Source organism: Achromobacter sp. K91 (assembly GCF_003576205.1).
Taxonomy (GTDB): Bacteria; Pseudomonadota; Gammaproteobacteria; order Burkholderiales; family Burkholderiaceae_B; genus Achromobacter; species Achromobacter aegrifaciens.
On sequence record NZ_QWFB01000030.1, the window covers coordinates 1 to 22,807 of the forward strand.

At 64.7% G+C, this 22,807-nt stretch carries 24 protein-coding genes; 17 read left to right on the forward strand and 7 right to left on the reverse strand.

Going from position 1 to position 22,807, the window contains the following annotated elements:
- Positions 1-558, reverse strand: a 558-nt coding sequence (locus tag DXK93_RS11555; protein ID WP_119450293.1) for a carbon monoxide dehydrogenase subunit G, incomplete at its 3' end; no start/stop codon positions are given.
- 91 nt (positions 559-649) lie between these two features.
- A complete protein-coding gene (locus DXK93_RS11560) occupies positions 650-1,897 on the reverse strand; it encodes an O-antigen ligase (protein ID WP_119450123.1) in 1,248 nt (415 codons plus the stop codon).
- Between the two features lie 653 nt (positions 1,898-2,550).
- Here DXK93_RS11560 and DXK93_RS11565 point away from each other — a divergent pair.
- From DXK93_RS11565 to DXK93_RS11575, 3 genes are all read left to right on the forward strand, one after another.
- On the forward strand, positions 2,551-3,654 hold the full coding sequence (locus tag DXK93_RS11565) for a glycosyltransferase (RefSeq protein WP_119450124.1): 1,104 nt from the start codon (positions 2,551-2,553) through the stop codon (positions 3,652-3,654).
- Positions 3,655-3,825: 171 nt separating this feature from the next.
- Positions 3,826-4,866, forward strand: a complete 1,041-nt coding sequence (gene waaC, locus DXK93_RS11570; RefSeq protein ID WP_119450294.1) for a lipopolysaccharide heptosyltransferase I — start codon at positions 3,826-3,828, stop codon at positions 4,864-4,866.
- A 1-nt stretch (position 4,867) separates the two neighbouring features.
- Positions 4,868-6,169, forward strand: coding sequence for a 3-deoxy-D-manno-octulosonic acid transferase (locus DXK93_RS11575; RefSeq protein WP_119450125.1), 1,302 nt, complete (start codon positions 4,868-4,870; stop codon positions 6,167-6,169).
- Between the two features lie 35 nt (positions 6,170-6,204).
- Here DXK93_RS11575 and DXK93_RS32130 read toward each other — a convergent pair whose 3' ends face one another.
- The 3 genes from DXK93_RS32130 to DXK93_RS11585 are packed head-to-tail and all read right to left on the reverse strand — an operon-like array spanning position 6,205 to position 8,046.
- Positions 6,205-6,378, reverse strand: a complete 174-nt coding sequence (locus DXK93_RS32130; protein ID WP_166738313.1) for a hypothetical protein — start codon at positions 6,376-6,378, stop codon at positions 6,205-6,207.
- 16 nt (positions 6,379-6,394) lie between these two features.
- Positions 6,395-7,201, reverse strand: a complete 807-nt coding sequence (locus tag DXK93_RS11580) for a type III pantothenate kinase (protein WP_119450126.1) — start codon at positions 7,199-7,201, stop codon at positions 6,395-6,397.
- Positions 7,198-8,046, reverse strand: coding sequence for a biotin--[acetyl-CoA-carboxylase] ligase (locus DXK93_RS11585; protein WP_119450127.1), 849 nt, complete (start codon positions 8,044-8,046; stop codon positions 7,198-7,200). Before DXK93_RS11585 ends, DXK93_RS11580 begins: the two co-directional genes overlap by 4 nt.
- Positions 8,047-8,139: 93 nt before the next feature.
- Between DXK93_RS11585 and DXK93_RS11590 the strand changes: the two genes are divergently transcribed.
- Genes DXK93_RS11590 through DXK93_RS11610 form a run of 5 tightly spaced genes read left to right on the forward strand, consistent with a single transcriptional unit; the run spans position 8,140 to position 12,341 of the window.
- Positions 8,140-9,273 (forward strand): ABC transporter permease, encoded by a 1,134-nt coding sequence (locus tag DXK93_RS11590; RefSeq protein ID WP_054457082.1) that lies wholly within the window; start codon positions 8,140-8,142, stop codon positions 9,271-9,273.
- Positions 9,273-10,112 carry an ABC transporter ATP-binding protein gene (locus tag DXK93_RS11595; RefSeq protein ID WP_054457079.1) on the forward strand — a complete coding sequence of 280 codons (840 nt, stop codon included), beginning with the start codon at positions 9,273-9,275 and terminating at the stop codon, positions 10,110-10,112. Before DXK93_RS11590 ends, DXK93_RS11595 begins: the two co-directional genes overlap by 1 nt.
- On the forward strand, positions 10,099-11,055 hold the full coding sequence (locus DXK93_RS11600) for an MlaD family protein (protein ID WP_199728289.1): 957 nt from the start codon (positions 10,099-10,101) through the stop codon (positions 11,053-11,055). Before DXK93_RS11595 ends, DXK93_RS11600 begins: the two co-directional genes overlap by 14 nt.
- Positions 11,055-11,654: an ABC-type transport auxiliary lipoprotein family protein gene (locus DXK93_RS11605; RefSeq protein WP_054457293.1), complete on the forward strand. Its 600-nt coding sequence runs from the start codon at positions 11,055-11,057 to the stop codon at positions 11,652-11,654. Before DXK93_RS11600 ends, DXK93_RS11605 begins: the two co-directional genes overlap by 1 nt.
- Positions 11,655-11,687: 33 nt before the next feature.
- Entirely contained in the window at positions 11,688-12,341 is a 654-nt protein-coding gene (locus DXK93_RS11610; protein ID WP_054457076.1) for an alpha/beta hydrolase, read from the forward strand.
- A 33-nt stretch (positions 12,342-12,374) separates the two neighbouring features.
- Here the strand turns inward: DXK93_RS11610 and DXK93_RS11615 are convergent, their stop codons facing one another.
- Positions 12,375-13,016, reverse strand: a complete 642-nt coding sequence (locus tag DXK93_RS11615; protein ID WP_119450129.1) for an HD domain-containing protein — start codon at positions 13,014-13,016, stop codon at positions 12,375-12,377.
- Positions 13,017-13,148: 132 nt separating this feature from the next.
- Here DXK93_RS11615 and DXK93_RS11620 point away from each other — a divergent pair, with 132 nt between their 5' ends.
- The 6 genes from DXK93_RS11620 to DXK93_RS11645 all read left to right on the forward strand — a co-directional run bounded on the left by DXK93_RS11620 (position 13,149) and on the right by DXK93_RS11645 (position 18,341).
- Positions 13,149-14,114: a GlxA family transcriptional regulator gene (locus DXK93_RS11620; RefSeq protein ID WP_119450130.1), complete on the forward strand. Its 966-nt coding sequence runs from the start codon at positions 13,149-13,151 to the stop codon at positions 14,112-14,114.
- A 155-nt stretch (positions 14,115-14,269) separates the two neighbouring features.
- A complete protein-coding gene (locus DXK93_RS11625; protein ID WP_118933510.1) occupies positions 14,270-15,535 on the forward strand; it encodes a D-alanyl-D-alanine carboxypeptidase family protein in 1,266 nt (421 codons plus the stop codon).
- A 129-nt stretch (positions 15,536-15,664) separates the two neighbouring features.
- Positions 15,665-16,531: a D-amino acid aminotransferase gene (locus tag DXK93_RS11630; RefSeq protein WP_054457068.1), complete on the forward strand. Its 867-nt coding sequence runs from the start codon at positions 15,665-15,667 to the stop codon at positions 16,529-16,531.
- A 161-nt stretch (positions 16,532-16,692) separates the two neighbouring features.
- Positions 16,693-16,968 carry a YbeD family protein gene (locus tag DXK93_RS11635; RefSeq protein ID WP_054457066.1) on the forward strand — a complete coding sequence of 92 codons (276 nt, stop codon included), beginning with the start codon at positions 16,693-16,695 and terminating at the stop codon, positions 16,966-16,968.
- Between the two features lie 18 nt (positions 16,969-16,986).
- Complete coding sequence (lipB, locus tag DXK93_RS11640) at positions 16,987-17,625, forward strand: lipoyl(octanoyl) transferase LipB (protein WP_054457064.1); 639 nt, start codon at positions 16,987-16,989, stop codon at positions 17,623-17,625.
- Complete coding sequence (locus tag DXK93_RS11645) at positions 17,622-18,341, forward strand: tetratricopeptide repeat protein (protein ID WP_119450131.1); 720 nt, start codon at positions 17,622-17,624, stop codon at positions 18,339-18,341. Before lipB ends, DXK93_RS11645 begins: the two co-directional genes overlap by 4 nt.
- 52 nt (positions 18,342-18,393) lie before the next feature.
- On the opposite strand, the gene DXK93_RS11650 is transcribed toward DXK93_RS11645, so the two are convergent.
- The gene (locus DXK93_RS11650; protein ID WP_054457060.1) at positions 18,394-19,206 is read right to left on the reverse strand and encodes a substrate-binding domain-containing protein; all 813 of its coding nucleotides are present in this window, start codon (positions 19,204-19,206) and stop codon (positions 18,394-18,396) included.
- Between the two features lie 171 nt (positions 19,207-19,377).
- On the opposite strand from DXK93_RS11650, the gene lipA reads away from it, so the two are divergent.
- From lipA to DXK93_RS31995, 3 genes are all read left to right on the forward strand, one after another.
- Positions 19,378-20,382: a lipoyl synthase gene (gene lipA / locus DXK93_RS11655; protein WP_054457058.1), complete on the forward strand. Its 1,005-nt coding sequence runs from the start codon at positions 19,378-19,380 to the stop codon at positions 20,380-20,382.
- Positions 20,383-20,623: 241 nt separating this feature from the next.
- Positions 20,624-21,442: an ABC transporter permease gene (locus tag DXK93_RS11660; protein ID WP_119450132.1), complete on the forward strand. Its 819-nt coding sequence runs from the start codon at positions 20,624-20,626 to the stop codon at positions 21,440-21,442.
- Complete coding sequence (locus tag DXK93_RS31995) at positions 21,432-22,724, forward strand: ABC transporter ATP-binding protein (RefSeq protein ID WP_158598555.1); 1,293 nt, start codon at positions 21,432-21,434, stop codon at positions 22,722-22,724. Before DXK93_RS11660 ends, DXK93_RS31995 begins: the two co-directional genes overlap by 11 nt.
- The last annotated feature ends 83 nt before the right edge of the window (positions 22,725-22,807 follow it).

The window sequence follows — 22,807 nt, forward strand, 5'->3', positions numbered from 1 at the left end:
GGTGTGATACCCCCAGAAAACCGCGAGGCCAAGCACCACCATGATCCAAGACCAACGCGAATTGGACGGCCCGCGCGGCTCTGGTTCGGGGGGAGGGGGCGGCGGCGCGAGGCAGGGCTGGGCGGCCATGTAGTCGATGAAGGTGGCGAAGAACTTCTCGATGATCTTCTCGCCGGCCTTCAGCACCAGCCCCTCGCCGCATTCGGCCAGCTTGCCTCCGGTCATCCCCGCGACCGTGTAGGCCACGCGGGTACCCTGGTCCTTGGTGCTGAGATTGATCTGGGCGGTGCCGATGGCCAGACAAGCCGCACGGCCCTTGCCTTCGAACACCAGGGTGCAACTGTCGGGGGCATTGACGTCCGAGAGCAGGATCTCGCCGTCATAGTCCGTGTCCAGGCCGGCAATCTTGGCCCGCAGCGTGACCGCGTACTCCGTGTCGCTGCGCTTGTCGACAGCGATGCATCCGGGGATACATCGCTGTAAAACGGCCGGATCCGTCAGAGCGTCCCAAGTCTGGTGCTGGGTTGAAGGAATCCACTGGGCATCTGCAATGCGCATGGCTGTCTCCTTGGGAGAGTCACAGCCCTATTGTGGCCCTAGTTGCGCATTTTGACTATGGCCGCAGTGGTCGCAGGCATCCGGAGATTTGCTACGCGTACGCGCTTCGCTTCTTGTCGCTCAAGACCAGCAGCCACGCCAGCAGCGTCACATATAGCGAGATATTGTGCATTGAACGGAACATGAGCTCCGTCAGCCCGAAGATCGCGAACCCCAATGTCAGGGCGGTTCCCATGGCGGCAGCGACGCGGACCGGCTCGGGGTTTGTTGCGGTCATCCTGCGCAAAAAGATGCCAGCAGGAACAAAGTACAGCAGCGTTAGCGCCAGGCCGCCCAATAGCCCATAGCTGGCCAGCATCTGCAGCATGTCATTATGGGGTTCGCCGAAGTCTTGCGCGACAAAGGGCGAAACGACTCCCGTGGCCACTCGCGCTTCAAGTTCTGGAACGAATCTGGCGGTGCCCCCCAGGCCGAAGATGGGTTCCGCTTCGATCATTTCGCTCGTGGCTCGCCATAGCTGCAGCCGGATACAGACGGAGGTGTCTTCGGTGGCGTTGGCGCCTTGGCATGCCTGAAATTCGTTGATGCCTTGTTCAACGCGGGTGCGCAAGGCTTGATTGGTTGATCCGATGGCAACAAGAATGGCAACGCCTGCGATCAACAGGCCGAATGCGCGGAAAGGATGTCGCAGATGGCCGAACAACCACATCGCAAGGAACAGGAACAGGGGGATCGCCATCCACCCGGTGCGCGTCTGGGTGAGCACGAAGCCCGCGAAAACGACGATGACGGTCAGTGCTTTGACTGACTTTTCAAGTCGCGGGTGCTTTGTCAGTTGCCATCCCATGCTGCAAAAGGTGATGAAGAGCCAGAGCAGCATCAGATTGCTGTAGGTGACCGCGTTGTACTGCGGCGTATTAGGCCGATTCCAGGCAGGAAAGACCAGCCAGAAGACAATACAGGCCGAAGCCCACCCCGCAATCAAGATGCCCCAGGACGCATTCCGGAGCGCCGCCGGGTTGATGCTCAGCAGCGCGCCCAGAATGATGGGGAAGCCAAGGCTGATGCGCAGGCCTCGTTCCAGGGACGGACCATGGGTAATGCCATGTGCATACTGGCTAAGGCCAATTGCACAGAAGGAGACGAGCAGGGCTGCAATGACCCACTTGTAGTCCTTCAGGTCGCGCCAAGTCGCCTGCCATCCTCCCTCCCGGGCGAAGCACCGAACCAGGCACAGCGAAAAAATCAGGTAGAACAGCGCGCTACCGCCGCCGACCGTCATGGTGGCGATAGGCAAGATCCCGAGCAGGGCGACGAGGATAGAAGGCAGAATGGCCATGACTGGAGGCGAAGAAGGAGGGATGCCCGAGGCCGACACCGGCTTGGACGCATCCACCGCTAATCAATTTCTATAATTATGAGGGAGGGTTCGATAAATTAAATCGAATGCAAAAAGGGATGAACAACAGGGCATTGTATCGTTGTCTCCCTGTCAGGGTCGGTCTGCTAGCGCTTATGGGCGTGGAAGGGCAGCCACGGCGATACAGAGGGAGCCATAACTGCGGGGCCCCTGAGCGGGGCGTTTTTGGGAATTGGTACCCGGATGAAATGCTGGCCCTAGGGCCGCCGCTTCGCTTCCTTCAGTTGGCATTCATCACGAATGAACGCCGCATCCTGAACGGCTTTGACACAGGCACTTCAGCCAGGCAATTGCGACAGACTTCGGGCGAGCGGCTGGGTCTAGAGGCAACGGGGTTGTGAGAATGCGTCCCAGCTTGAATGAGTGCCTGGATCCCCATTGTCCGAGAGGCCCGCGTCGAAAGCTTCATCGCGGAGAGGCCAGTTCGTTGTTGGCACATTTTTGATGAAAGCCTCTTTATATTATTTTGCAAACCCTGGTTCCATTCTTTTCCACAACTGGCCAATTCGTTTGCATGTTTTATCTCCGTCTGACGCTACAATCGCGCCAGCTCCCTTCCGGTTACCTTCGCAATGCTGTACGTCCTTGTCGCGTTCTTGGTTTCGCTCATATCAACTTTGTTGATTGTGCGCTACCGCTCTTGGCATGATGGCCTGACGGCTGATCATGATGTCGAGGGCGTGCAGAAGTATCATTCGGTTCCTGTTCCCCGAATCGGCGGATTGTCACTGCTGATGGCCAGTGGAGTGACGTGTGCTCTAGTCGCAATTCGCGAGCCCGAAGTGCTTCCGAACCTAGTGATACTGCTTGTCGCCTCCATGCCCGCCTTCTTGGGTGGATTTGTTGAAGATCTGACCAAACACGTCAGGGTTTTGGTTCGGCTTGGTTTGGCGATGTTGTCCGGGGTAATTGCTTATTATTTTTTGGGCGCGGCGATAACTCGCTTGGATATTATTGGAGTTGATTGGTTGTTGCAGTTTTCAATGGTGTCGTTTGTTTTCACCGCCGTGGCTATCGGCGGCGCCGCGAATGCGATAAATATAATCGACGGATATAACGGTTTGGCGGCGGTGGTGTCGGCAATGATATTGGCCGGCTTTGCCTACGTTTCTTTTTATTTGGGCGACCGTTTCTTGTTGATTGTGGCGTTGAGCACCCTGGGCGGTATTGTCGGGTTTTTGGTGTGGAATTATCCGCATGGCCACATATTTCTCGGAGACGGCGGGGCCTATTTTCTGGGATTTGTCATCGGCGAATTATCGGTGCTGATGCTGGCACGACATCCGGAAGTTTCGGCTTGGTTTCCGCTGCTGCTGTGTATCTACCCCGTGTTTGAGACCTTGTTTTCCATCTATCGCAAGAAATGGCTGCGTGGCCGTTCGCCCGGGGCGCCGGATGGCGTGCACTTGCATATGCTGATTTACAAGCGGCTGGTGCGCTGGGCGATCGGTTCGCGGGAAATGCGCCACCAGACACAACGCAACGCCATGACTTCCCCCTATTTGTGGCTGCTGTCGTCGCTTGCCGTCATACCCGCCGTATTGTTTTGGCAAGAGCCTTATCTGTTGATGCTCTTTACGGCGGTGTTCTCGACGACATATGTGGTGCTTTACCGTCGACTGGTCTTGTTTCGCATGCCCAAGTGGATGATCTTGAAGAAAAAGAAGGGGCGTTGACCTTGCCGCAGCGAGCAGTAGCTGCGCATTTGTTTTAGCGCTGGGCGCGATCTCGTGCGCATGGTTGCGATTGATCGCGGGCAAGCACAATGTTGTTGTAAAGTTCGGGCTGCGTTGAGCGGCGTCTGCCACTATCAGGCCGAGGGTCGCGCCAAGCACGAATCTTTGCACATGCCTACAAGAATCCTCATCGTCCGCACCTCATCCCTAGGTGATCTCGTGCACATGTTGCCGGCAATATCCGACATTGCCCGCCATGTGCCCGATGCCCAGATCGACTGGATCGCGGAAGAAGCCTTTGCCGACATTCCTGCCTGGCATCCGGCGGTCAATCAGGTCATCAAGGTTGCTCATCGCCGTTGGCGCAAAGCCTGGTGGTCGGCGGAGGTGCGGGCGGAGCGCAAAGCGCTGAAAGAGCGGCTGCGCTCGGTGCAGTACGACATCGTCCTGGACATGCAGGCGCTCCTGAAATCCGCCTGGCTGGTGCGCCAGACCCGTGGCGTACGGCACGGGCTGGACTGGCGCTCGGCGCGCGAGCCGTTGGCGTCGCTGTTCTACAACGTGCGGCACAGGGTGGAATTCTGGCAGCCGGCGGTGATCCGCCAGCGCAAGCTGGCTGCCCTGACGTTCGGCTACCAATACGCCGGTGCGCCCGATTTCGGTCTGCAGGCTTTTGCGCGGCAGGCGACGCAGCCTGCGGCGGACCCCGTGCTGGAAGTCGGCAGCGAGGGTATGAACGTCGGCGAACTGCCGCGCTTGCACCATCTGGATACGGACCGCGGCTACGCCGTGATCATGCCGTCGGCCAGCCGCGACGACAAACTCTGGCCGGAAGAAGACTGGCGCGTCGTGTTCCGCCGCCTGCGCGAGGCCGGCTGCACCCTGAAATTGTTGGCGGGGAACGAGCAGGAGGCCGAGCGGGCCCGCTTGCTGATCGCCGGGATGGATGGGGCTGAGGTGATGCCCCGCATGGACCTGACGGCGGTGGCGCGTTTGCTGGCTGGGTCCCGCCTGATGGTGGGGCTGGACAGCGGTCTGACCCACCTGTCGGCCGCCCTGGGCCGGCCCACCATCGGCATTTACCGTGCGTCCACGCCGGTGCGCACGCCGCTGGTCGGTTCCAGCTACACCGCCAGCCTGGGCGACCGCGGGGCTTCGCCGTCGCGCGAGGCCGTGATGGCGGCGGTGGAGCAGGCCTTGGCCGCCCAGTGACATGAATCGCGGCGTTTACTCGCTGGCGCTCAGGGCTCTATCACCGCTGGTCTGGCTGTGGATGGGCCACCGCGCCCGGCGCGCGGGCGGACAATGGGAAATCTTCTCTTCTGAACGCTTCGGCCACGCCGCGCCTGCCACGGCTACAGCCGCTGCCGCGTCCTGGACCGCACCGGTCTGGGTGCATGCCGTCAGCCTGGGCGAGACGCGCGCCGCACAGCCTCTGCTGCAAGCCTTGCTGGACCGCGGCCTGCCGGTGTTGCTGACGCACATGACAGCCACCGGCCGGGCCGAGGGCGCACGCCAGTACGCGGATGCGATCGCCCACGGCCAGTTGCGCCAGGCATGGCTGCCTTATGACTTTCCCGGCGCGACCCGCCGTTTCATGGCGGCGTATCGGCCGCGTTGCGGCCTGCTCATTGAACGTGAGATCTGGCCGAATCTGCTGGCGGCCGCGCGCGGCGCCGGCGTGCCGATGGCGTTGGTGAGCGCCCGGTTTTCGGCGTCGTCGCTGCGCCAGGCGGGCAGGATGGGCGGCGTGATGCGTGAAGCGCTGGGCGGGCTTGACTCGGTGCTGGCGCAGACCGCGGAGGACGCGGACCGGCTGGTGCAGGCTGGGGCGCCGCAGCCCGTCGTGACGGGCAATCTGAAATTCGATCTGGTCTTGCCGGCGCCGCAGGTTGCCGCGGGGCAAGCCTGGCGCGAACAGCTGGGCCGGCGTGTGGTGGCGGTGGCCAGCACGCGGGAGGGCGAGGATAGCGGTTTCATCGAGGCCATCAAGCGTCACGCCGCGATGCCGGGCGCGCCCTTGTTCCTGTTGATTCCGCGTCATCCGCAGCGCTTTGATGAGGCTGCGCGTCTGTTGTCGGAGGCCGGGCTGCCGTATGTCCGGCGTTCCGAAGGCGTAGCGCCGGGGCCGGGTACGGCGGTGCTGCTGGGCGACACGTTGGGCGAGATGGCATTCCACTACGCCGCGTCGGATGTCGCGATCGTGGCGGGTAGCTTTGCGCCGCTGGGCGGGCAGAATCTGATTGAGGCCTGTGCGGCGGGCGTGCCGGTCATCGTCGGCCCGCACACCTTCAATTTCAAGCAGGCGGCGGAAGACGCCATCGCGGCGGGCGCGGTGCTGCGCGCGGCCGACGCTGGCCAGGCGGTGGAAGCGGCCATGGCATTGCTGACGGACGAGCCGCGCCGCCAGCGCACGGCTGAGGCGGCGCTGGCATGGTTTCGCATGCATTCGGGAGCCACGGGGCGCACGCTGGACGCGCTGGCGCCTTGGTTGGAGGCAGGAAAGGGGGGCTAGCGCCCGCTTCACCGGCGTGTGCGCCGGATGGGGCTTCAGGGGGCGGCAGGCGGAGTCTTGGGAACCAGCGTCACCGCGCCCGGATTCAGTTCCTGATTGAAGCGGCGCGGGTCGCGGCCTTCGTCCTCGGGACGCACGCCCAGCCAGCCCTGGCCCAGCGCATAAACCCCCAGATTCGCCAGCAGGATGAGGATGAAGAGCACGCGCATGGCCGGGGTCTCCCGTTCAGGCTTGGTCGTCCAGGGTGGCGCGGGCGACCGCGGCCAGGCCGTCCAGGACGGGGTGATCCAGATAGATGGGCACGGGGGCCGCACCTTCGGTGCCGCCCGCGTCCGCCAGCAGGCGTTCGATTTCCTGATGCACTTCGGGCCAACCGCCGCCCGCCGCGTAGATCTGCGGCGTCTGGCCGTAGCGCTGGCGTCCCGCCAGCCATTGGCGCACGACGGCGCCGGCCTGCGCGGCGGCGATGCCGGAGGCGATGGCTTCGTGCGTGTCCGTGGGATAGGCCACGACCTGGCCGTTGGCGATGGGCAGGTTGGCGGTGCCGTGGGCCAGCGCGCTGCGCATCATGGCCGGGCCTGGCAGGATCAGGCCGCCGGCAAAGACGTTGTCGGGGCCGACGGTGTCGATGGTGGTGGCGGTGCCGAAGCTGGCCAGCACGAAGGGCGGGTGCGCGCCAGGCAGGCGCGACAGCACGCCCAGCAGTGAGGCCCAGCGGTCGGCGCCCAGCTGCGTGGGCGTCTTGTAGCTGTTGACCAACCCCAGCGTGGTTGCTTGCGACGGCGACCAGGTCACCGTGCAGCCATGTTTTTGCAGGATGGCGGCGATGGCCGCGCCGCGGGCGTCGCCGGCGACGTTCACGCCCAGCGCGCGCAAGGGGCGGCGCGGCAAGGCGGACAGCCAGCGGTCCAGGGCGTCCAGGTCCAGCCCGTCGAAGGCGACCGCCGCGGGTTCGCGCGGCGTGTCGGGGTTGCTGGCGTCCAGCCAACCCACCTTGAGACGGCTGTTGCCGGAGTCGATGAGAATAATCATGCTTGGCGTCGAATCGAGATTTCACCGACCAGGATCGGTTGGGTGCCCTCGGGGGTTTGCACCAGCAGGCGGCCTTGTTCGTCCACGCCGCAGGCGGTGCCGCCTAGAAGAATAGCGCCCTTGTCCAGCACGTTGACCTTGCGGCCGGCCAAAGCGTCCACCTGGTCGAAACGCGGCCTGAAGGCGCCAAAGCCTTCGTGCTCCAGGGTCTGGACCGCTTCCAGCCAGGCCATGGCGCTGGCGCAGACCAGGTCGGCGGCGGAGGCCTGGCGGGCGGCGGCTGCCTGCACCTGGCTCCAGTCGGCGACTTCGCGTTCCAGCGCGAGCGACAGCCGGGCGGCGTCGGTCAGGTTCACGCCCATGCCGATGACGACCGTATGGCCGGCCTCGCTGCCGCCGGGGTTGCGGGCGGTCTCGACCAGTACGCCTGCCAGCTTGGCGTCGTGCCACTGCACGTCGTTGGGCCACTTCATGCACAGCCCGGCGACTTGCGGGCCGGCGACGGTGCGCAGAGCTTCGCAGGCGGCGATGCCGGCCAGCGGCGACAGGGCGGGCAGTTGCGCGGGCGGCAGGTGCACGTCGAAGGCACAGGAGAACATCAGCGTGGAGCCCGTGCGGTTCTGCCACGGACGGCCGGCGCGGCCGCGGCCGGTTTCCTGCAGGTGCGTGCCCAGCAGCCAGGGTTTGCCGCCGCTGCCTGCGCGAGCGCGGGCCAGGAGGTCGGCATTGGTCGATCCGGTGCTACCGATCCAGGAGATGTCCTGGAAGGCGGGCAGGCGCGTGCTGAGCGTGCGGGCCAGGGTTTCCGGCGCGGGCAGGTCGATGGGGCTGGCTTGAGCGGACATGGCGGCGATTGTAGGGCACGCGGCCCGCGCTCGCGGTCTGCCGGCGCCAGCGTTTATGATTGGCGATACATTTTGCATCGGTATTCTGTCTTCATGCCGCATTCCGCTTCGTCCGCACCTGCCGCTGCCGCGCCCTTCCGTTTCGAAGGAGGCGTGTGCCATGTGGCCGGCGACTGGAGCGTGCTGGCGCTGGCAGAGCCTGGAGAGGTCCAACGCCGCCGCGAGGCGCTGGCCTGCGCCACCGATGGCGGCGCGCGCTGGGACCTGCACGGCATCGGCCGGCTGGACACGATAGGCGCGCTGCTGATCTGGGAAGCCTGGGGCCACAAGCTGCCCGAGCGCGTGCGCTGGTCCGCCGGCCAGCAGGACGTTTTCAACGCGCTGGCCCTGAACAAGGGCGAGACCCCGGCCGCCGCGCCCAAGCGCGACCCATTGAGCTGGCTGCGTGCGATGGGCGAGGCGATCTTCCAGGCTATCGACAATGGCCGCGCCTTGCTCATCATGCTGGGGCAACTGGTCCTGGACCTGGGCGGCATGCTGCTGCGCCCGCGGCTGGGGCCGTGGCGCGAAATTTCGGCGCAGGTGTACCGCACCGGCGCTCAGGCGCTGGGCATCACGGCGCTGGTCGGGTTCCTGATCGGCGTGGTGCTGTCCTACCTGTCGGCGCAGCAGCTACAGATGTTCGGCGCCGACCGTTTCATCGTGCGTCTGCTGGGCGTATCCATCGTGCGCGAACTGGGGCCGGTGCTGGCCGCCATCCTGGTGGCGGGCCGTTCGGGCTCGGCCATCACGGCACAGATCGGCGTGATGCGGGTGACGCAGGAACTCGATGCGATGCTGGTCATGGGCATTTCGCATGGGCAGCGCCTGATCCTGCCGCGGGTGGTGGCGCTGGCTGTGACCATGCCGTTATTGGTGCTGTGGACGGACGCCATGGCGCTGTTGGGCGGCATGCTCGCCGCGCAGATGCAGCTGGGCGTGTCGGCGCAATGGTTCCTGCAGTCGCTGCCGGACGCGATTTCGCTGACCAACTACTGGATCGGCATCCTCAAGGGCGTGACCTTCGGCATGTTGATCGCGCTGATCGCCTGCCATTTCGGGCTGCGCATCCAGCCCAACACGGAAAGCCTGGGTCGCGGCACCACCACATCGGTGGTCACCTCGATTACCGGCGTGATCCTGCTGGACGCGCTGTATGCCGTGATTTTCAGCTCGGTGGGCATCTGATGAACAGCGCCGCCCAGCACAAGCTTTTCACCGAGGATGGCGTTACGGTAGAACCCGTCATCACCGTGCGCGGGCTGCGCACGGCGTTTGGCGACCACGTGGTGCACGACAATTTGGACCTGACCGTCTTCCCCGGCGAGATCCTGGTGCTGGTGGGCGGCTCGGGCACGGGCAAGACGGTGCTGCTGCGGCAGATCATCGGGTTGGACCGGCCGGCCGCGGGCACGGTGCGGGTGCTGGGTCATTCGCTGTTCGAACTGACGGCGGCTGAACGCCGGCGGCTGTCCTATCGCTGGGGCATGCTGTTCCAGGCGGGGGCGTTGTTCTCCGCGCTGTCGGTGTTCGACAATGTGGCCTTGCCGCTGCGCGAACTGCGCACCGTGCCGGAAGACCTGGTGCGCGATGTCGTCATGTGCCGGCTGGCGATGGTGGGCCTGTCGGCGCGCGATGCCGACAAGCGGCCGTCGGACCTGTCCGGCGGCATGGTCAAGCGCGTGGCGCTGGCGCGTGCGCTGTCGCTGGATCCGGAGCTGCTGTTCCTGGACGAACCCACGGCTGGCCTGGACCCCCTGCGCTCCGACGAGTTCGTGGACCTGGTGCGCAGCCTGCACCGGCAATTGGGATTCACCGTCGTCATGGTGACGCACGACCTGGACACGCTGCTGGCGCTGGCCACGCGCGTCGCCGTGCTGGCGGACAAACGGGTGATCGTGTGCGACACGGTGCCGGAAGTATTGAAGGTCGATCACCCGTTCATTCACACGTTCTTCCTGGGCGAGCGCGGCCTGCGCGCGCTGGGGGATCTGGCGCCGAAGGGATTGCATCATGGAAAACCGTAGTCATGCGCTCATGGCCGGCATCTTCACGCTGGCCTTGCTGGCCGCAGCCGCTTTGGTGGCCATCTGGATCGGACGCGACCGGACGCAGCTGCAGCCATACGAAATCGTCTCCGCCACCGCCGTCAGCGGCCTGAACCCGCAGTCCACGGTGCGCTACCAGGGCGTGCCGGTGGGCAAGGTGCAGTCGCTGGCCCTGAACCCGGACAAGCCCGGGCAGGTGCGCATCCGCATCGGCGTGGCGCCGAACACGCCGATCACCGAGTCCACCTGGGCCGAACTGGGCGTGCAGGGCGTGACCGGCATTTCCAACGTGGAGCTGCGCGATGACGGCACCTCGATGAAGCGGCTGGCGTCGTCGGCCGCGCATCCGGCAGCCATTCCGCTGCGCCCCGGTTTTCTCGACCGCATCGAGCAGCGCGGCGGCAAGCTGATCTCCAACGTCGAGGAGGTCACCGAGCAGCTGCGGCGCGTGCTCAGCGAGCAGAACGTGCAGGCGCTCACCGCCACGCTGCAGAACGCCACCGACATCACCCAGTCGCTCAGGGGCGCCAGCCAGGATCTGGCGCCCACGCTGGCCAAGCTCGGTCCCCTGATTGATTCGCTGGACAAGACCTCGCGCCAGGCCGACCGCGCCGCGCGGGAAGTCGGCGACCTGGCCGCGCAGGCCCGCCAGTCGCTGGCGCGCCTGAACGCGCCCGACGGCCCCCTGTCCGCCGCCACCAGCAGCCTCAACGACATCGCCCTGGCCGCCGCGCGGCTGGATGGCGAGACCCTGCCCGCCATCACCAGCATGGCCACCAACGTCAGCGCGGCCGCGCGCGGCGCCACCGTTACTCTGCGCCGTGTGGACAACACGCCGCAATCGTTCCTGTTCGGCCCGGCGCCCCGCGAGCCCGGGCCCGGCGAGGCCGGTTTTGCAGGCTTCGGGAGATCGCCCAAATGATGAAGATGCGTAGCGCCGTTCTAATCCTGACGCTGGCCCTGGCCGGTTGCGGCATCGGCCGCGTGGCAGCCCCGCCTTCGGTATTCGACCTGGGCCTGGACTCCCGGCCCACGCCGGCCTTGCCCGCGCGCGCGCCGCTTGCGCTGGTCTTCCAGGCCGTGCCCAGCCTGTCCGACACGGGGGTGATCTGGCGCGTGGGAGACAGCGCCGCGCCCAAGGCCTATGCCAGTTACCGCTGGGCCTCGCCGCCGGCGGACCTGGTGCGTCAGCGCCTCACGGAGCGCCTGTCGCGCCAGGGGCCGGTGCTGGACGAGCGCGTCACCCTGCAGACGCCGCAATTGCAGGTGTCGTTGTCCCAGTTCGAACAGGTATTCGCGGCCGACGGCCAGTCCAGCGAAGGCCGCGTGCTGCTGCAGGCGGTCTTGCTCAGCGGCCGCAGCGTGGTGGGCCAGACGCGCATCGAGGCCCGCGCGCCCGCGCCCACGCAGGACGCGCAGGGCGGAGTCGCGGCATTGCGTCAGGCGACGGACGATGCCGCGGACCAATTGGCGCAGTGGCTTGCCACGACGCCCAAGCCCGCCGCCAGGCCGGGCGGTTAAGATCGCTGTTTTTCCCGCATCCTGAGTCACGCCATGTCCGCACGCACTGAAACCCACGCCTTCAACGGAGCCGCCGGCCGCATCGATTGCGCCGTGGACTGGCCCGCGGGTACGCCGCGAGGCTGGGCGCTGGTTCTGCATCCGCACCCGCTGCAGGGCGGCGCGCGCGAGAACAAGGTGGTCACGACCCTGTCGCGCGCCTGCGTGCAGCATGGCCTGGTCGCGGTGCGGCCCAATTTCCGCGGCGTCGGGCAGTCCGAGGGCGTCTTCGACAAATCCGTGGGCGAAACCCAGGACATGCTGGCGGTCGTGGCGCAGATGCGCGAGCTGCACCCGGAACTGGCCCAGGCGCCGTGGGTGCTGGCCGGCTTTTCGTTTGGCACTGCCGTCGCCGCGCAGACCTATGCCGCCCTCGCCGAGCAGGGCGACACGGTACTGCCCTCCGCCCTGATGCTGATGGGCCCCGCCGTGAACCGCTTCCAGTCGCACGAAGTGCAGGTGCCGGACGATACGCTGATGGTGCATGGCGAGGAAGACGAAGTCGTGCCGCTGTCCGAAGCCATGGACTGGGCGCGCCCGCGTTCCATCCCCGTGGTGGTGGTGCCGGGCGCATCGCACTTCTTCCACGGCAAGCTCCTGGTGCTGCGCCAGCTGGTGCAGGCGCGGCTGAAGGTTGCGCTGGACTAAAACCGGGGGCGCCGCTCGCGCGGCGCAGCAGGTTCAGGCCGGCCAGCGCGAGCCGCGGATCACGCTGCAAAAATTGCCGGGCCTGAAGGCCGGTTCCTTGTCGGCGATGACATCGGCCTTGACGTTGCCGAAGGTCGTCTGCGGCTTGTGTTTGATGCCGTCGTAGAACGCCTGGATGATTTCTTCCTTGAAGCCTGGCCCGCGTGGATGCGCAGCGACCACGGCTTCGCGCTGGGTGTCGCTGTAGTCGCCGTAGGTCAGGCCCAGCACGTCCATTTCCACGCCCGCCGTCACCAGCGCGACCACCGGATGCATGAATTCGGGAATGCCGGGCGTCGTGTGCAGCGCAATGGCGGTCCACACCAGATCGATGTCCTGTTGGGCGATGCCGCGGCTGCCAAGGAAATCGCGCGCCGCGTTGGCGCCGTCCACTTCGAAGCGGCAGCAGTCGCTGCTGTGCTGATGCGTCAGGCCCATGTCGTGGAACATGCAGCCGCAATAGAGCAATTCCGGGTCGAACTTCAGTCCGCGCCGCTTGCCGGCAAGCGCGCCGAAGTAGTAGACCCGGCTGGAATGGTGGAACAGCAGCGGGGTGGCGGTGTCGCGCACCAATTCCGTGATTTCGCGGGCGAGCTTGCTGTCGGGGATCTGAATGCCGTCGATGACAGGGTTCATGGCGGGAGTCCTTGCGTGGGGTGGGGGTTCGATAAATTCTCCCGCCGCACTAGAATGGCTTCAATTGTCGTAATACGCCAGATTCCGCCAAAACATGCGATTTCCCGACGCCTGGCGGCCAGGCGCGATGCCATGACCAAGACCATAGCCATTCTTGCGCTGCCCGGCGTCCAGATGCTGGATGTCTCCGGCCCCCTGGACGTATTCGCCCAGGCCAATGTCGAACTTGGACGCGAGCTATATGCGCTGCGCGTGGTGGGCTATGAGGCCGGGCCCATCCGCTGTTCGTCGGGCGCGCGCCTGCTGCCCGACCTGGCGGTGGGCGATCCGATCGCGCGCCTCGATACCCTGTTGGTCGCCGGCACGCCGCAGGCCGCCAGCGCAATGCTCAGCAGTTCCGCCTTGCGCTGGCTGCGCGTGACGGCCCGGGGCGCCCGGCGCTATGGCTCCGTCTGCACTGGCGCGTTCATGCTGGCCGCAGCCGGCCTGCTGGATGGCCGGCGCGTGACGACCCATTGGAACGCGGCTGCGCAATTGCGCCTGGCCTATCCCAAGGTGACCGTCGAGGAAGACGCCCTGCATGTGCGCGACGGCAAGGTGCGCACTTCCGCCGGCGTCACGGCCGGACTGGATCTGGCGCTGTCGCTGGTGGAGGAGGATCTGGGCCGGGAGGTGGCTGCCAACGTGGCTGCGCAGTTGGTGATGTTCTTCAAGCGCCCCGGCGGACAACTGCAGTTCAGCCGCAAGGGGCAGGCCGGTCCGGTCGGGCGCTCGGCCCTGCAAGAAGTCCAGCGCTGGGTCGCCGGCAATCCCGGGCTGCCGTTGTCGGTGGACGCGCTGGCCGAGCACGCCGGCCTGAGTCCCCGGCATTTTGCGCGGCTGTTCCATGCCGAGGTCGGCGTCACGCCGGCCGCGTGGGTGGAGATGACGCGCATCGCTGCGGCCCGCGCGCTGCTGGAGGCGGGCGCCGCCACGCCCAAGCAGGCGGCCGCGCAATGCGGCTTTGCCAACGTCGACACCTTGCGTCGCGCCTTCGTCAAGCACGTGGGGGTTTCTCCGGCCGTGTACCGCCGGCATCACGGCGGCGGTACGGATTGATCCGTTGCCACATCCCGAGGGCGGCAGGTTGCATCAAGTTGCATGTTTTAAATGCGCGGGAACCCCAGGCGGGCCGGACGGGTCTGATCGACTGCCTATAATTGTCAGCCACTTGCCCCGCGCCGGCGGGCGTCATTACTGGACCCACGTTGCCGATGAAGAATTTGCCTTACTCCGCTCACTCCCCCGTTGTCTTTACCCGTCGCCTGCTGTCAGGCGCGGTGCTGTCAGCCATGCTGGCGGCTTCGATGCCGGTCTGGGCGCAGCAGGCTCCCGCCGCGGCGCCCGCCGCAGCCGCCGGCGCCGCGGCCCCGGCGCCGAATGCTTCGGCGGTGGTGCCCGTGGGCGACGTCTCGGCCGTGCCGGCCCCCACGATCGCGGCCAAGGCCTGGATCGTGATGGACGTGAACAGCGGCCAGACCCTGGCCGCTTCCAACCCGGACATGAAGGTGGAACCGGCATCGCTCACCAAGATCATGACGGCCTATGTCGTGTTCAACGCGCTGGACGAAAAGCGCCTGACGCTGGAGCAGACCGTGCCGGTGTCCGAGCGCGCCTGGCGCACGGGCGGTTCGCGCATGTTCATCGAACCGCGCAAGCCGGTAACGGTCGACGAACTCAACCAGGGCATGATCGTGCAGTCCGGCAACGACGCCTCCGTGGCCCTGGCCGAGGCCGTGGGCGGCAGCGAGGCTTCGTTCGCTTCGCTGATGAACCAGGAAGCCGAACGCCTGGGCATGCGCAACACGCACTTCATGAACGCCACGGGTCTGCCCGATCCGCAGCATATGACGTCCACGCGCGATCTGGCGATCCTGTCGTCGCACCTGATCACGGATCATCCGGACCACTTCCACTACTACAAGCAGAAGAGCTACACCTACAACAAGATCACCCAGCCCAACCGCAACCGCCTGCTGTGGGCCGACCCGTCGGTGGACGGCATGAAGACCGGCCACACCGATTCGGCCGGCTATTGCCTGGTGTCGACCGCGGTACGCGGCGACCGTCGCATCCTGGTGGTCGTGGTGGGCACGGACAGCGAAGCCACGCGCGCCGAGGAAAGCCTGAAGCTTCTGAACTGGAGCTTCCAGAACTTCGATACCGTGAAGCTGTTCGACAAGAGCCAGCCCGGCATCGATGCGCGCGTCTGGGAAGGCACGGTTGAAAACGTCAAGCTGGGCCCGCCCAACCCCGTGTCGATCGCGGTGCCGCGCGGCAAGGCCGGCGACCTGAAGCCGGTGGCGCAGCGCACGGATCCGCTGATCGCCCCGCTGGCCAAGGGCCAGCAGGTCGGCACCCTGCAGTTCACGCTGGACGGCAAGGTGCTGCGCACCGAACCGCTGGTGGTGCAGGATGCGGTCGAACGCGCTGGCTTCTTCGGCCGCATGGTCGATACCGTCAAGCGCTGGTTCGAGTAATTCCGCCGCGCCGCGGGCGCTATCGCGGGTGTAAGCTAGCAACGGGCGTTTCGCATGAAACGCCCGTGCTCTATTCACGGGACGGACCGGACGGTTCGTCCCTCTCCATTTCATATTCAGGAGTGCCTCATGATTCCGGGCGTGCCGGGCGAAAGCCAGGTGTATCTCAACGGTGAGTTTCTGCGCGTGGACGAGGCCAAGGTCTCCGTCCTGGACCGCGGCTTCATTTTCGGCGATGGCATCTACGAAGTCGTCCCCGTGTACCAAGGCAATGCGTTCCGCATGGCCGAACACCTCAACCGCCTGGACCGCAGCCTCGCTGCCCTGCGGATCGCGCAGCCCTTCGACCGCGCGGGCTGGATCGACCTGATCCAGCAATTGCTGGCGCGCACCAACCTTGAAACCTGCATCGTCTACCTGCAGGTGACGCGCGGCGTGGCCAAGCGCGACCACCAGTTCCCCTCGACGCCCGTGGCGCCGACGGTTTTCGGCATGATCTCGGCCTGGGCGCCGCCGCCTGCCGCGCAGCGCGAACGCGGCTTGAGCGCCATCAGCATCCCGGACGAGCGCTGGCTGCATTGCGAGATCAAATCGGTGTCGTTGCTGGGCAACGTGCTGGCCAAGCAGCAGGCCGTCGATGCGCAGGTCGACGAAGTGGTGCAGTTCCGCGACGGCTATCTGACCGAAGGCTCGTCCACCAATATCTGGGTGGTCTCCGGCGGCAAGCTGCTGGCGCCGCCCAAGAACAACCTCATTCTGGAAGGCATCCGCTACGGCCTGATGGGCGAGCTGGCCGCCGAGGCCGGCATCCCGTTCGAGTCGCGCCCGATCTCGCGGCAAGAGGTGGAAGAGGCCGACGAGCTCATGCTGTCCTCGGCCACCAAGGAAGTGCTGGCCATCGTCTCGCTGGACGGCAAGCCGGTGGGCTCGGGCAAGCCCGGCCCTGTTTTTGCACAATTGCGGGCGGGTTATGATGCCCGCATCGCCGCGCTCTGAGTCCGGCGTTACCGGGCGGCTCCCGCGGGGCCGCCCCGGCGGCCTTGCCGGCTGGCGGTTTGCCCCCATATAGACAAGATCTGGCCGCCCCGTGGCAGGCTCCCCGGGTGCAGTATCGAGCCGTGGCCGCGCCCTGGGGGGCAACACCTTATAGGCACATCATGCAACATATCCCGCCCGAAGACTCCCTCATCGAATATCCCAGCGACTTTCCCATCAAGGTCATGGGCAAGCAGCATCCCGAATTCGCGCAGACGCTGACCGAAGTCGTGCTGCAGTTCGATCCCGAGTTCGACGCCGCCACGGTGGAAATGCGGCCCAGCAAGGGCGGCAACTACATGGGCCTGACCTTCACGGTGCGCGCGACCTCGCGCGAGCAGCTGGACGCGCTCTACCGCGCCCTGCACGGTCATCCGATGGTGTCCATCGTCCTCTAGCGCAAGAGCAGGACAGCTGTGATCAAGTGGCTCGCGCGGCCTGCCGACTACCTGTCGGTCTGGCACGACATGCAGGCGTACACCAATCTGCGCGGCGCAGATACGCCTGACGAGATCTGGCTCTGCGAACACGCGCCGGTCTACACCCTGGGGCAGGCAGGCCTGCCTCAGCACGTGCTCAACCCCGGCAACATTCCCATCGTCCATTGCGACCGCGGCGGGCAGGTGACCTACCACGGTCCTGGCCAGGTCATGGCCTATGCGCTGTTCGACCTGCGCCGCGCCGACATCTACGTCAAGGAATACGTCAATCTGCTGGAAGGCGCGGTCATCGACACGCTGGCCCAGATGGGCGTGGCCGACGCCTGCCGCAAGCCCGGCGCGCCGGGCGTCTACGTGCCCGATCCGGACGGGGGCGAGCTGGCCAAGATCGCGGCGCTGGGCATCAAGATCCGCAACGGCCGTGCCTACCATGGCGTGTCGTTGAACGTGCAGATGGACCTGACGCCGTTCCTGGGCATCAATCCCTGCGGCTATGCGGGCCTGCGCACCGTGGACATGGCGGCCTGTGGCGCGCGCCGCGAGCCCACCGAGACGGGCGAAGCGCTGGCGCGCAATCTGGCGCAGGCCTGGGACCGCGCAAGGAACAAAACATGAAGACCTTTAGCGCGGCCGACGTGGCCGCAACCACGCCAGAAGAACTGGCCCGCCTGCGCGAACAAGGGCCGGCCGAGGACTATGCGGCCTGGATCCGCGCGGCGGCCGAACTGGGGCTGATCGAAGCCCAGACCATCTACGGCCAGATGCTGCTGGACGGCGCCGGCGTGGAGCGCGATCCGGAACAGGGGCTGACGTGGTTCAAGCGCGCCGCCCATGCCGATCACCCCATGGCCATCAACATGGTGGGCCGCTGCTACGAGAACGGTTGGGGCGTGCCGCGTGACGACACGGTCGCGGCCTACTGGTTCCGCCTGGCCGCGGACAAGTGTCTGGACTGGGGCATGTACAACTATGCTCACATGCTGCGCAGCGGCCGCGGCAGCGTGGCGCAGGATCCCGCGGCGGCGCTGGCCCTTTACCAAAAGGCGGCAGACGCCGGCCACGTGAAGTCCATCGGCGTCGTCGGCCGCTTTTACGAGGCTGGCGAGGTGGTCGAGCAGGACATGGAACGCGCCTTCGACTGTTATCAACGCTGCGCCGAAGGCGGCGATTTCCGCGGCATGTTCCACCTGGGTCGGCTGCTCTTGCTGCGCGGACGGAAGCAGGACGCCGTGCAATGGCTGGTGCGCGTGCCTGAAACCGCCACGCCTGCGTTTCTGCAGGAAGCCAACACCATGCTGCAGGACAGCGGTTTTCCGGCGTTGTACGAGTAGGAGAGGTGTAGCGCGGCAGGGCAGAGGTAAGCACTCTCGCGCTTTACGCATCCTACGTGCTCAGTCTTTCCTCAAAAACCACTTCCACCGTAATCCGCTCGCCCGTGCCGCATTCGCCATCCAGGCGGTCCAGCAGCAACTGGCCGGCGCGCCGACCCAGGAGGGCGGCGTCGGCGCCCAGGGTGGTCAAGCCCTGCGCCCACTGCGCGGCGCTGCCGTCGTCCGAGTAGCCCAACACCGCCAGGTCCTGCGGCACGTGCAGGTCGCGGTTGTGGGCTTCCGAGACCGAGGCCGCGGCCAGCAGATCGCTCGTGCAGAACACCGCATCGAAGATCGTGTTGGTGGTCAGCAAGCGCAGGAAGGCCATGCGGCCGTCGTTCATGTGCTGCACTTCAGGCTGCACGATGTCCGCTGCCAGTTCCAATCCGAGTGCGGCTGCGCTGCTGATGAAGCCTTCGCGCCGGGCGCGTTCCCACGGGTTGTCGGCGCTGACGCAGGCGACGCGCGCATGGCGCTTGGCGGCCAGGTGCCGCGCCGCCATGCGGCCGGCTTCCGCGTTGTCGACCACCACGGCGCCGTCCAGCGGCTGTGCGGACAGGCTCCAGGTCTCCACGACGGGGATCTCCAGCGCCGCCAGGGCAGCGCGCAAAGCAGGATCGTCCAGCGGGCCGATGGCCAGGGCGGCGGCGGGGCGCAGCTCGCCCAGCAGGGGCTGTGACTGGGCCTCATGCCAGGGGCCGGCGGCCAGGTAGTAGCCCGCAGGCAGCAGCAATCCGGCGCAGGCCTGGATGGCGCGGGCCGCGGGCGCCCAGTCCAGTCGGGGTGCGATCAGAGCGATGGGGCGGGGCGGGGGCAGGGAAGACATGGGCAAAACCGGCGGATTCGTCAGGCGTGACGATAACCCAGCCCGGCTGCGGCCAAGGAGGCTTGCCGCCCGGGGGACGGGACCCCGCGCGGCGGATCCGGGCGGCGGAGGGTAAAATGCCGTTTTTGTCTCAGACCCGGCGCGCGCTCGCGCCGGTCATGAAGGTGCTCCATGTCCACGCTCGCCGAGTCTCCTGTTCCCTCGAACGAATCCGCCGCTGCGCCCGCGGAAGCGGTCTACGATCCGACGCAAAAGCAGAAATCGCAGGCCAAGACCGCGCGCATCCCGATCAAGATCGTTCCGGCCGAGCGCCTGAAGAAGCCTGAATGGATCCGCGTGAAGGCCGCCGCGCCCGGCTCGCGCTTCTACGACATCAAGCGCATCCTGCGCGAGCACAACCTGCACACGGTGTGCGAGGAAGCGTCCTGCCCGAACATCGGTGAATGCTTCGGCAAGGGCACGGCCACGTTCATGATCATGGGCGACAAGTGCACCCGCCGCTGCCCCTTCTGTGATGTGGGCCACGGCCGCCCGGATCCACTGGACACCAACGAACCCCTGAACCTGGCGCGCACCATCGCCGCGATGAAGCTGTCCTATGTCGTGATCACCTCGGTGGACCGCGACGACCTGCGCGACGGCGGCGCCGGCCACTTCGTGGATTGCATCACGCACATCCGCGAACTGTCGCCCAGCACCCGCATCGAGGTGCTGGTGCCCGATTTCCGCGGCCGCCTGGACCGCGCGCTGACCATCCTGAACGCCGGTCCCCCGGACGTCATGAACCACAACCTGGAAACCGTGCCGCGCCTGTACAAGCAGGCGCGCCCGGGCTCGGACTACATGCACTCGCTCAAGCTGCTGGCCGAGTTCAAGAAGCTGCACCCTGAAGTCCCCACCAAGTCCGGCCTGATGCTGGGCCTGGGCGAAACCGACGAGGAAATCCTGCAGGTGATGCGGGATATGCGCGAGCACAACGTGGACATGCTGACGATCGGGCAGTATCTGCAGCCGTCGGAACACCATCTGCCGGTGCTGCGGTACGTGCATCCGGATACTTTCGCCATGTTCGAGCGCGAGGCTTATGCGATGGGGTTCTCGCATGCGGCGGTGGGCGCGATGGTGCGGTCTTCGTATCATGCCGACGAACAGGCGCATGCGGCTGGGGTGAATTGACCTGCCGGCATCAGAAGCGCCGTTGGTTGGTGGGTCATGGTGGCGGCCGCGTGTCCGCGGAAATTCTTGAGAAATAGCGCATGACCCTGCTAGAGAAATATAGCGATAGCATGCGTGCCTGCGTCATGCCGGGTTGTCCCTATTCGGCATCCGAATCCCGAGTTCACTTGCGCTACCCGTCGCGGCCAATTGGTACGATGGGTGGGCGTCGCGCTGTGGCACCAATGGAGGTATTTCCACAATGAGGCAGTTTCCGAGCAATCCGCTTGCGCTTGTATCGAGCGGGGTGCGTAACGGAGGTTTGATCGTCGCTTCAATCAAGCGAGAAGTGATTGGGCGCTATAAAGGCTCCGTCATGGGATTGATGTGGTCGTTCATCAATCCCATCATCATGCTTGCGATCTACACCTTCGTGTTTAGTGTCGTCTTTAAAGCACGATGGAATACTGGCAGTGACTCTCGAACCGAGTTTGCCTTGGTATTGTTTTTGGGACTGATCGTCTTCAATCTTTTTGCCGAGTGCTTTAACAAGGCGTCTGGATTGATTGTTGGTAATCCAAATTTCGTCAAGAAGGTGGTGTTTCCGCTGGAAATTCTGCCCTGGATTACGCTAGGTGCCGCTCTGTTCCATACGTTGATAAGCTTGGTGGTATGGCTGCTGGCATATATGGTCCTATTTGGCGTGCCTCACTTGACCACGCTTTATGTGCCAGTGATCCTGGTGCCGTTTTGCCTTTTTATCTTGGGGCTATGTTGGATACTGGCATCGCTGGGTGTGTACTTGCGTGATGTGTCCCAGTTCATCGGAATCATGACGACCGTGGTGATGTTCATGTCGCCCATTTTTTATCCGCCCCAACAGTTGCCTGAACCATATCGTCACTTGCTGTACCTGAATCCGCTTACTTTCATTGTCGAGCAAATGCGCGCCGTAGCCTTTTTCGGTAACCCGCCGGATCCGTTGGGATTGGCGCTATACGCTGCTGCGGCGGCAGTGTTTGCATGGCTGGCATTTGCGTGGTTCCAGAAGACCAGGAAGGGGTTTGCTGATGTCCTCTGAGACTTCGATATCGGTATTCAATGTCAGCAAGTGCTATCACGTTTATGAACGTCCGCGCGATCGTCTTTTGCAAATGTTGGCGCGCGGTCATAAGCAGTTCTTTAAGGAATTCTGGGCGCTGAAGGATATCTCGTTCGAGATAAAGAAAGGCGAGGTGATCGGCATCGTGGGCCGCAACGGCTCTGGCAAATCGACCCTTTTGCAGCTTATTTGCGGCACCTTGAATCAGAGCGCGGGCGAAGTGTCTACCGTCGGACGGGTTGCTGCGCTGCTTGAGTTGGGGTCCGGCTTTAATCCCGAGTTTACGGGGCGTGAGAATGTCTTCCTCAATGGCGCAATCCTGGGTCTGACTCGTCAAGAGATTGCTTCCAAGATGGATCGCATTCTTGCCTTCGCGGAAATCGGCGATTTCATTGACCAGCCGGTCAAGACTTATTCCAGCGGGATGTATGTCCGATTGGCGTTCGCCATCCAGGCCAATATCGATCCGGATATTCTGATCGTCGATGAAGCCTTGGCGGTTGGCGATGCCTATTTCACCCATCGGTGCATGTTGCGCTTTGAGCAATTACGGGAACGTGGAACCACGATTCTCTTCGTATCTCACGACGCGAATGCGGTGAGGTCGTTGTGCGAGAAATGCATCTGGTTGGAAAACGGTCAAATGGTCGCTTTCGACACGGCATCGAAGGTGGTCGACCGTTACTTGGCGGCGCTTTTCGGGTATGAACAGGGCGAGGCCCAAACGCCTGCAGCTCAGGTGGAAGATCAGCCTGCTCCTACCAGTCCAGCTGCGGGCATCGAACGGGAAATTCCCAATATCGATCGGCGTATCGGGGATGGTATCTGTTCGATTATCGGTGTAGGTCTTTACGACGAAGAGATACGCCCGGCGCAGACAGTCATCCATGGTTCTCGAGTCGTTCTTCGGTTTAGTATCCGAAATGAGTCCATGGAAGCGGGTGAGAAGATCATTGCGGGCTATATTTTTCGTACTCAGAAAGGCATAGAGCTGGCCAGCACGAATAGTGATGTCGAGAAGACGACTGTGAATGTCGGAGGGGTAGGCAGCATTACGACGGTAACGTTCACTGTCGATTTGCCGCTGCTACATCCTGGCTCTTACGCATTCAGTCCCGCAGTCGCATACCGTTCCGAGCTGGGTGATATAAAAATGGCAGACCGCGTGGAAAATGCCATTGTTTTCATGGTGTCATCAGAGAGACAGGTGCACGCGATGATGAATTTTCCGACCACCGTTTCGGCGATGTGTGGCGAATGATTGTCAGAATCAGGCCGCCAGCTGTGTTCAGCGCACGAAGGAAATTTCAGGCGTTGCTCGCGTGGCGGGATTTTTACAGGTTG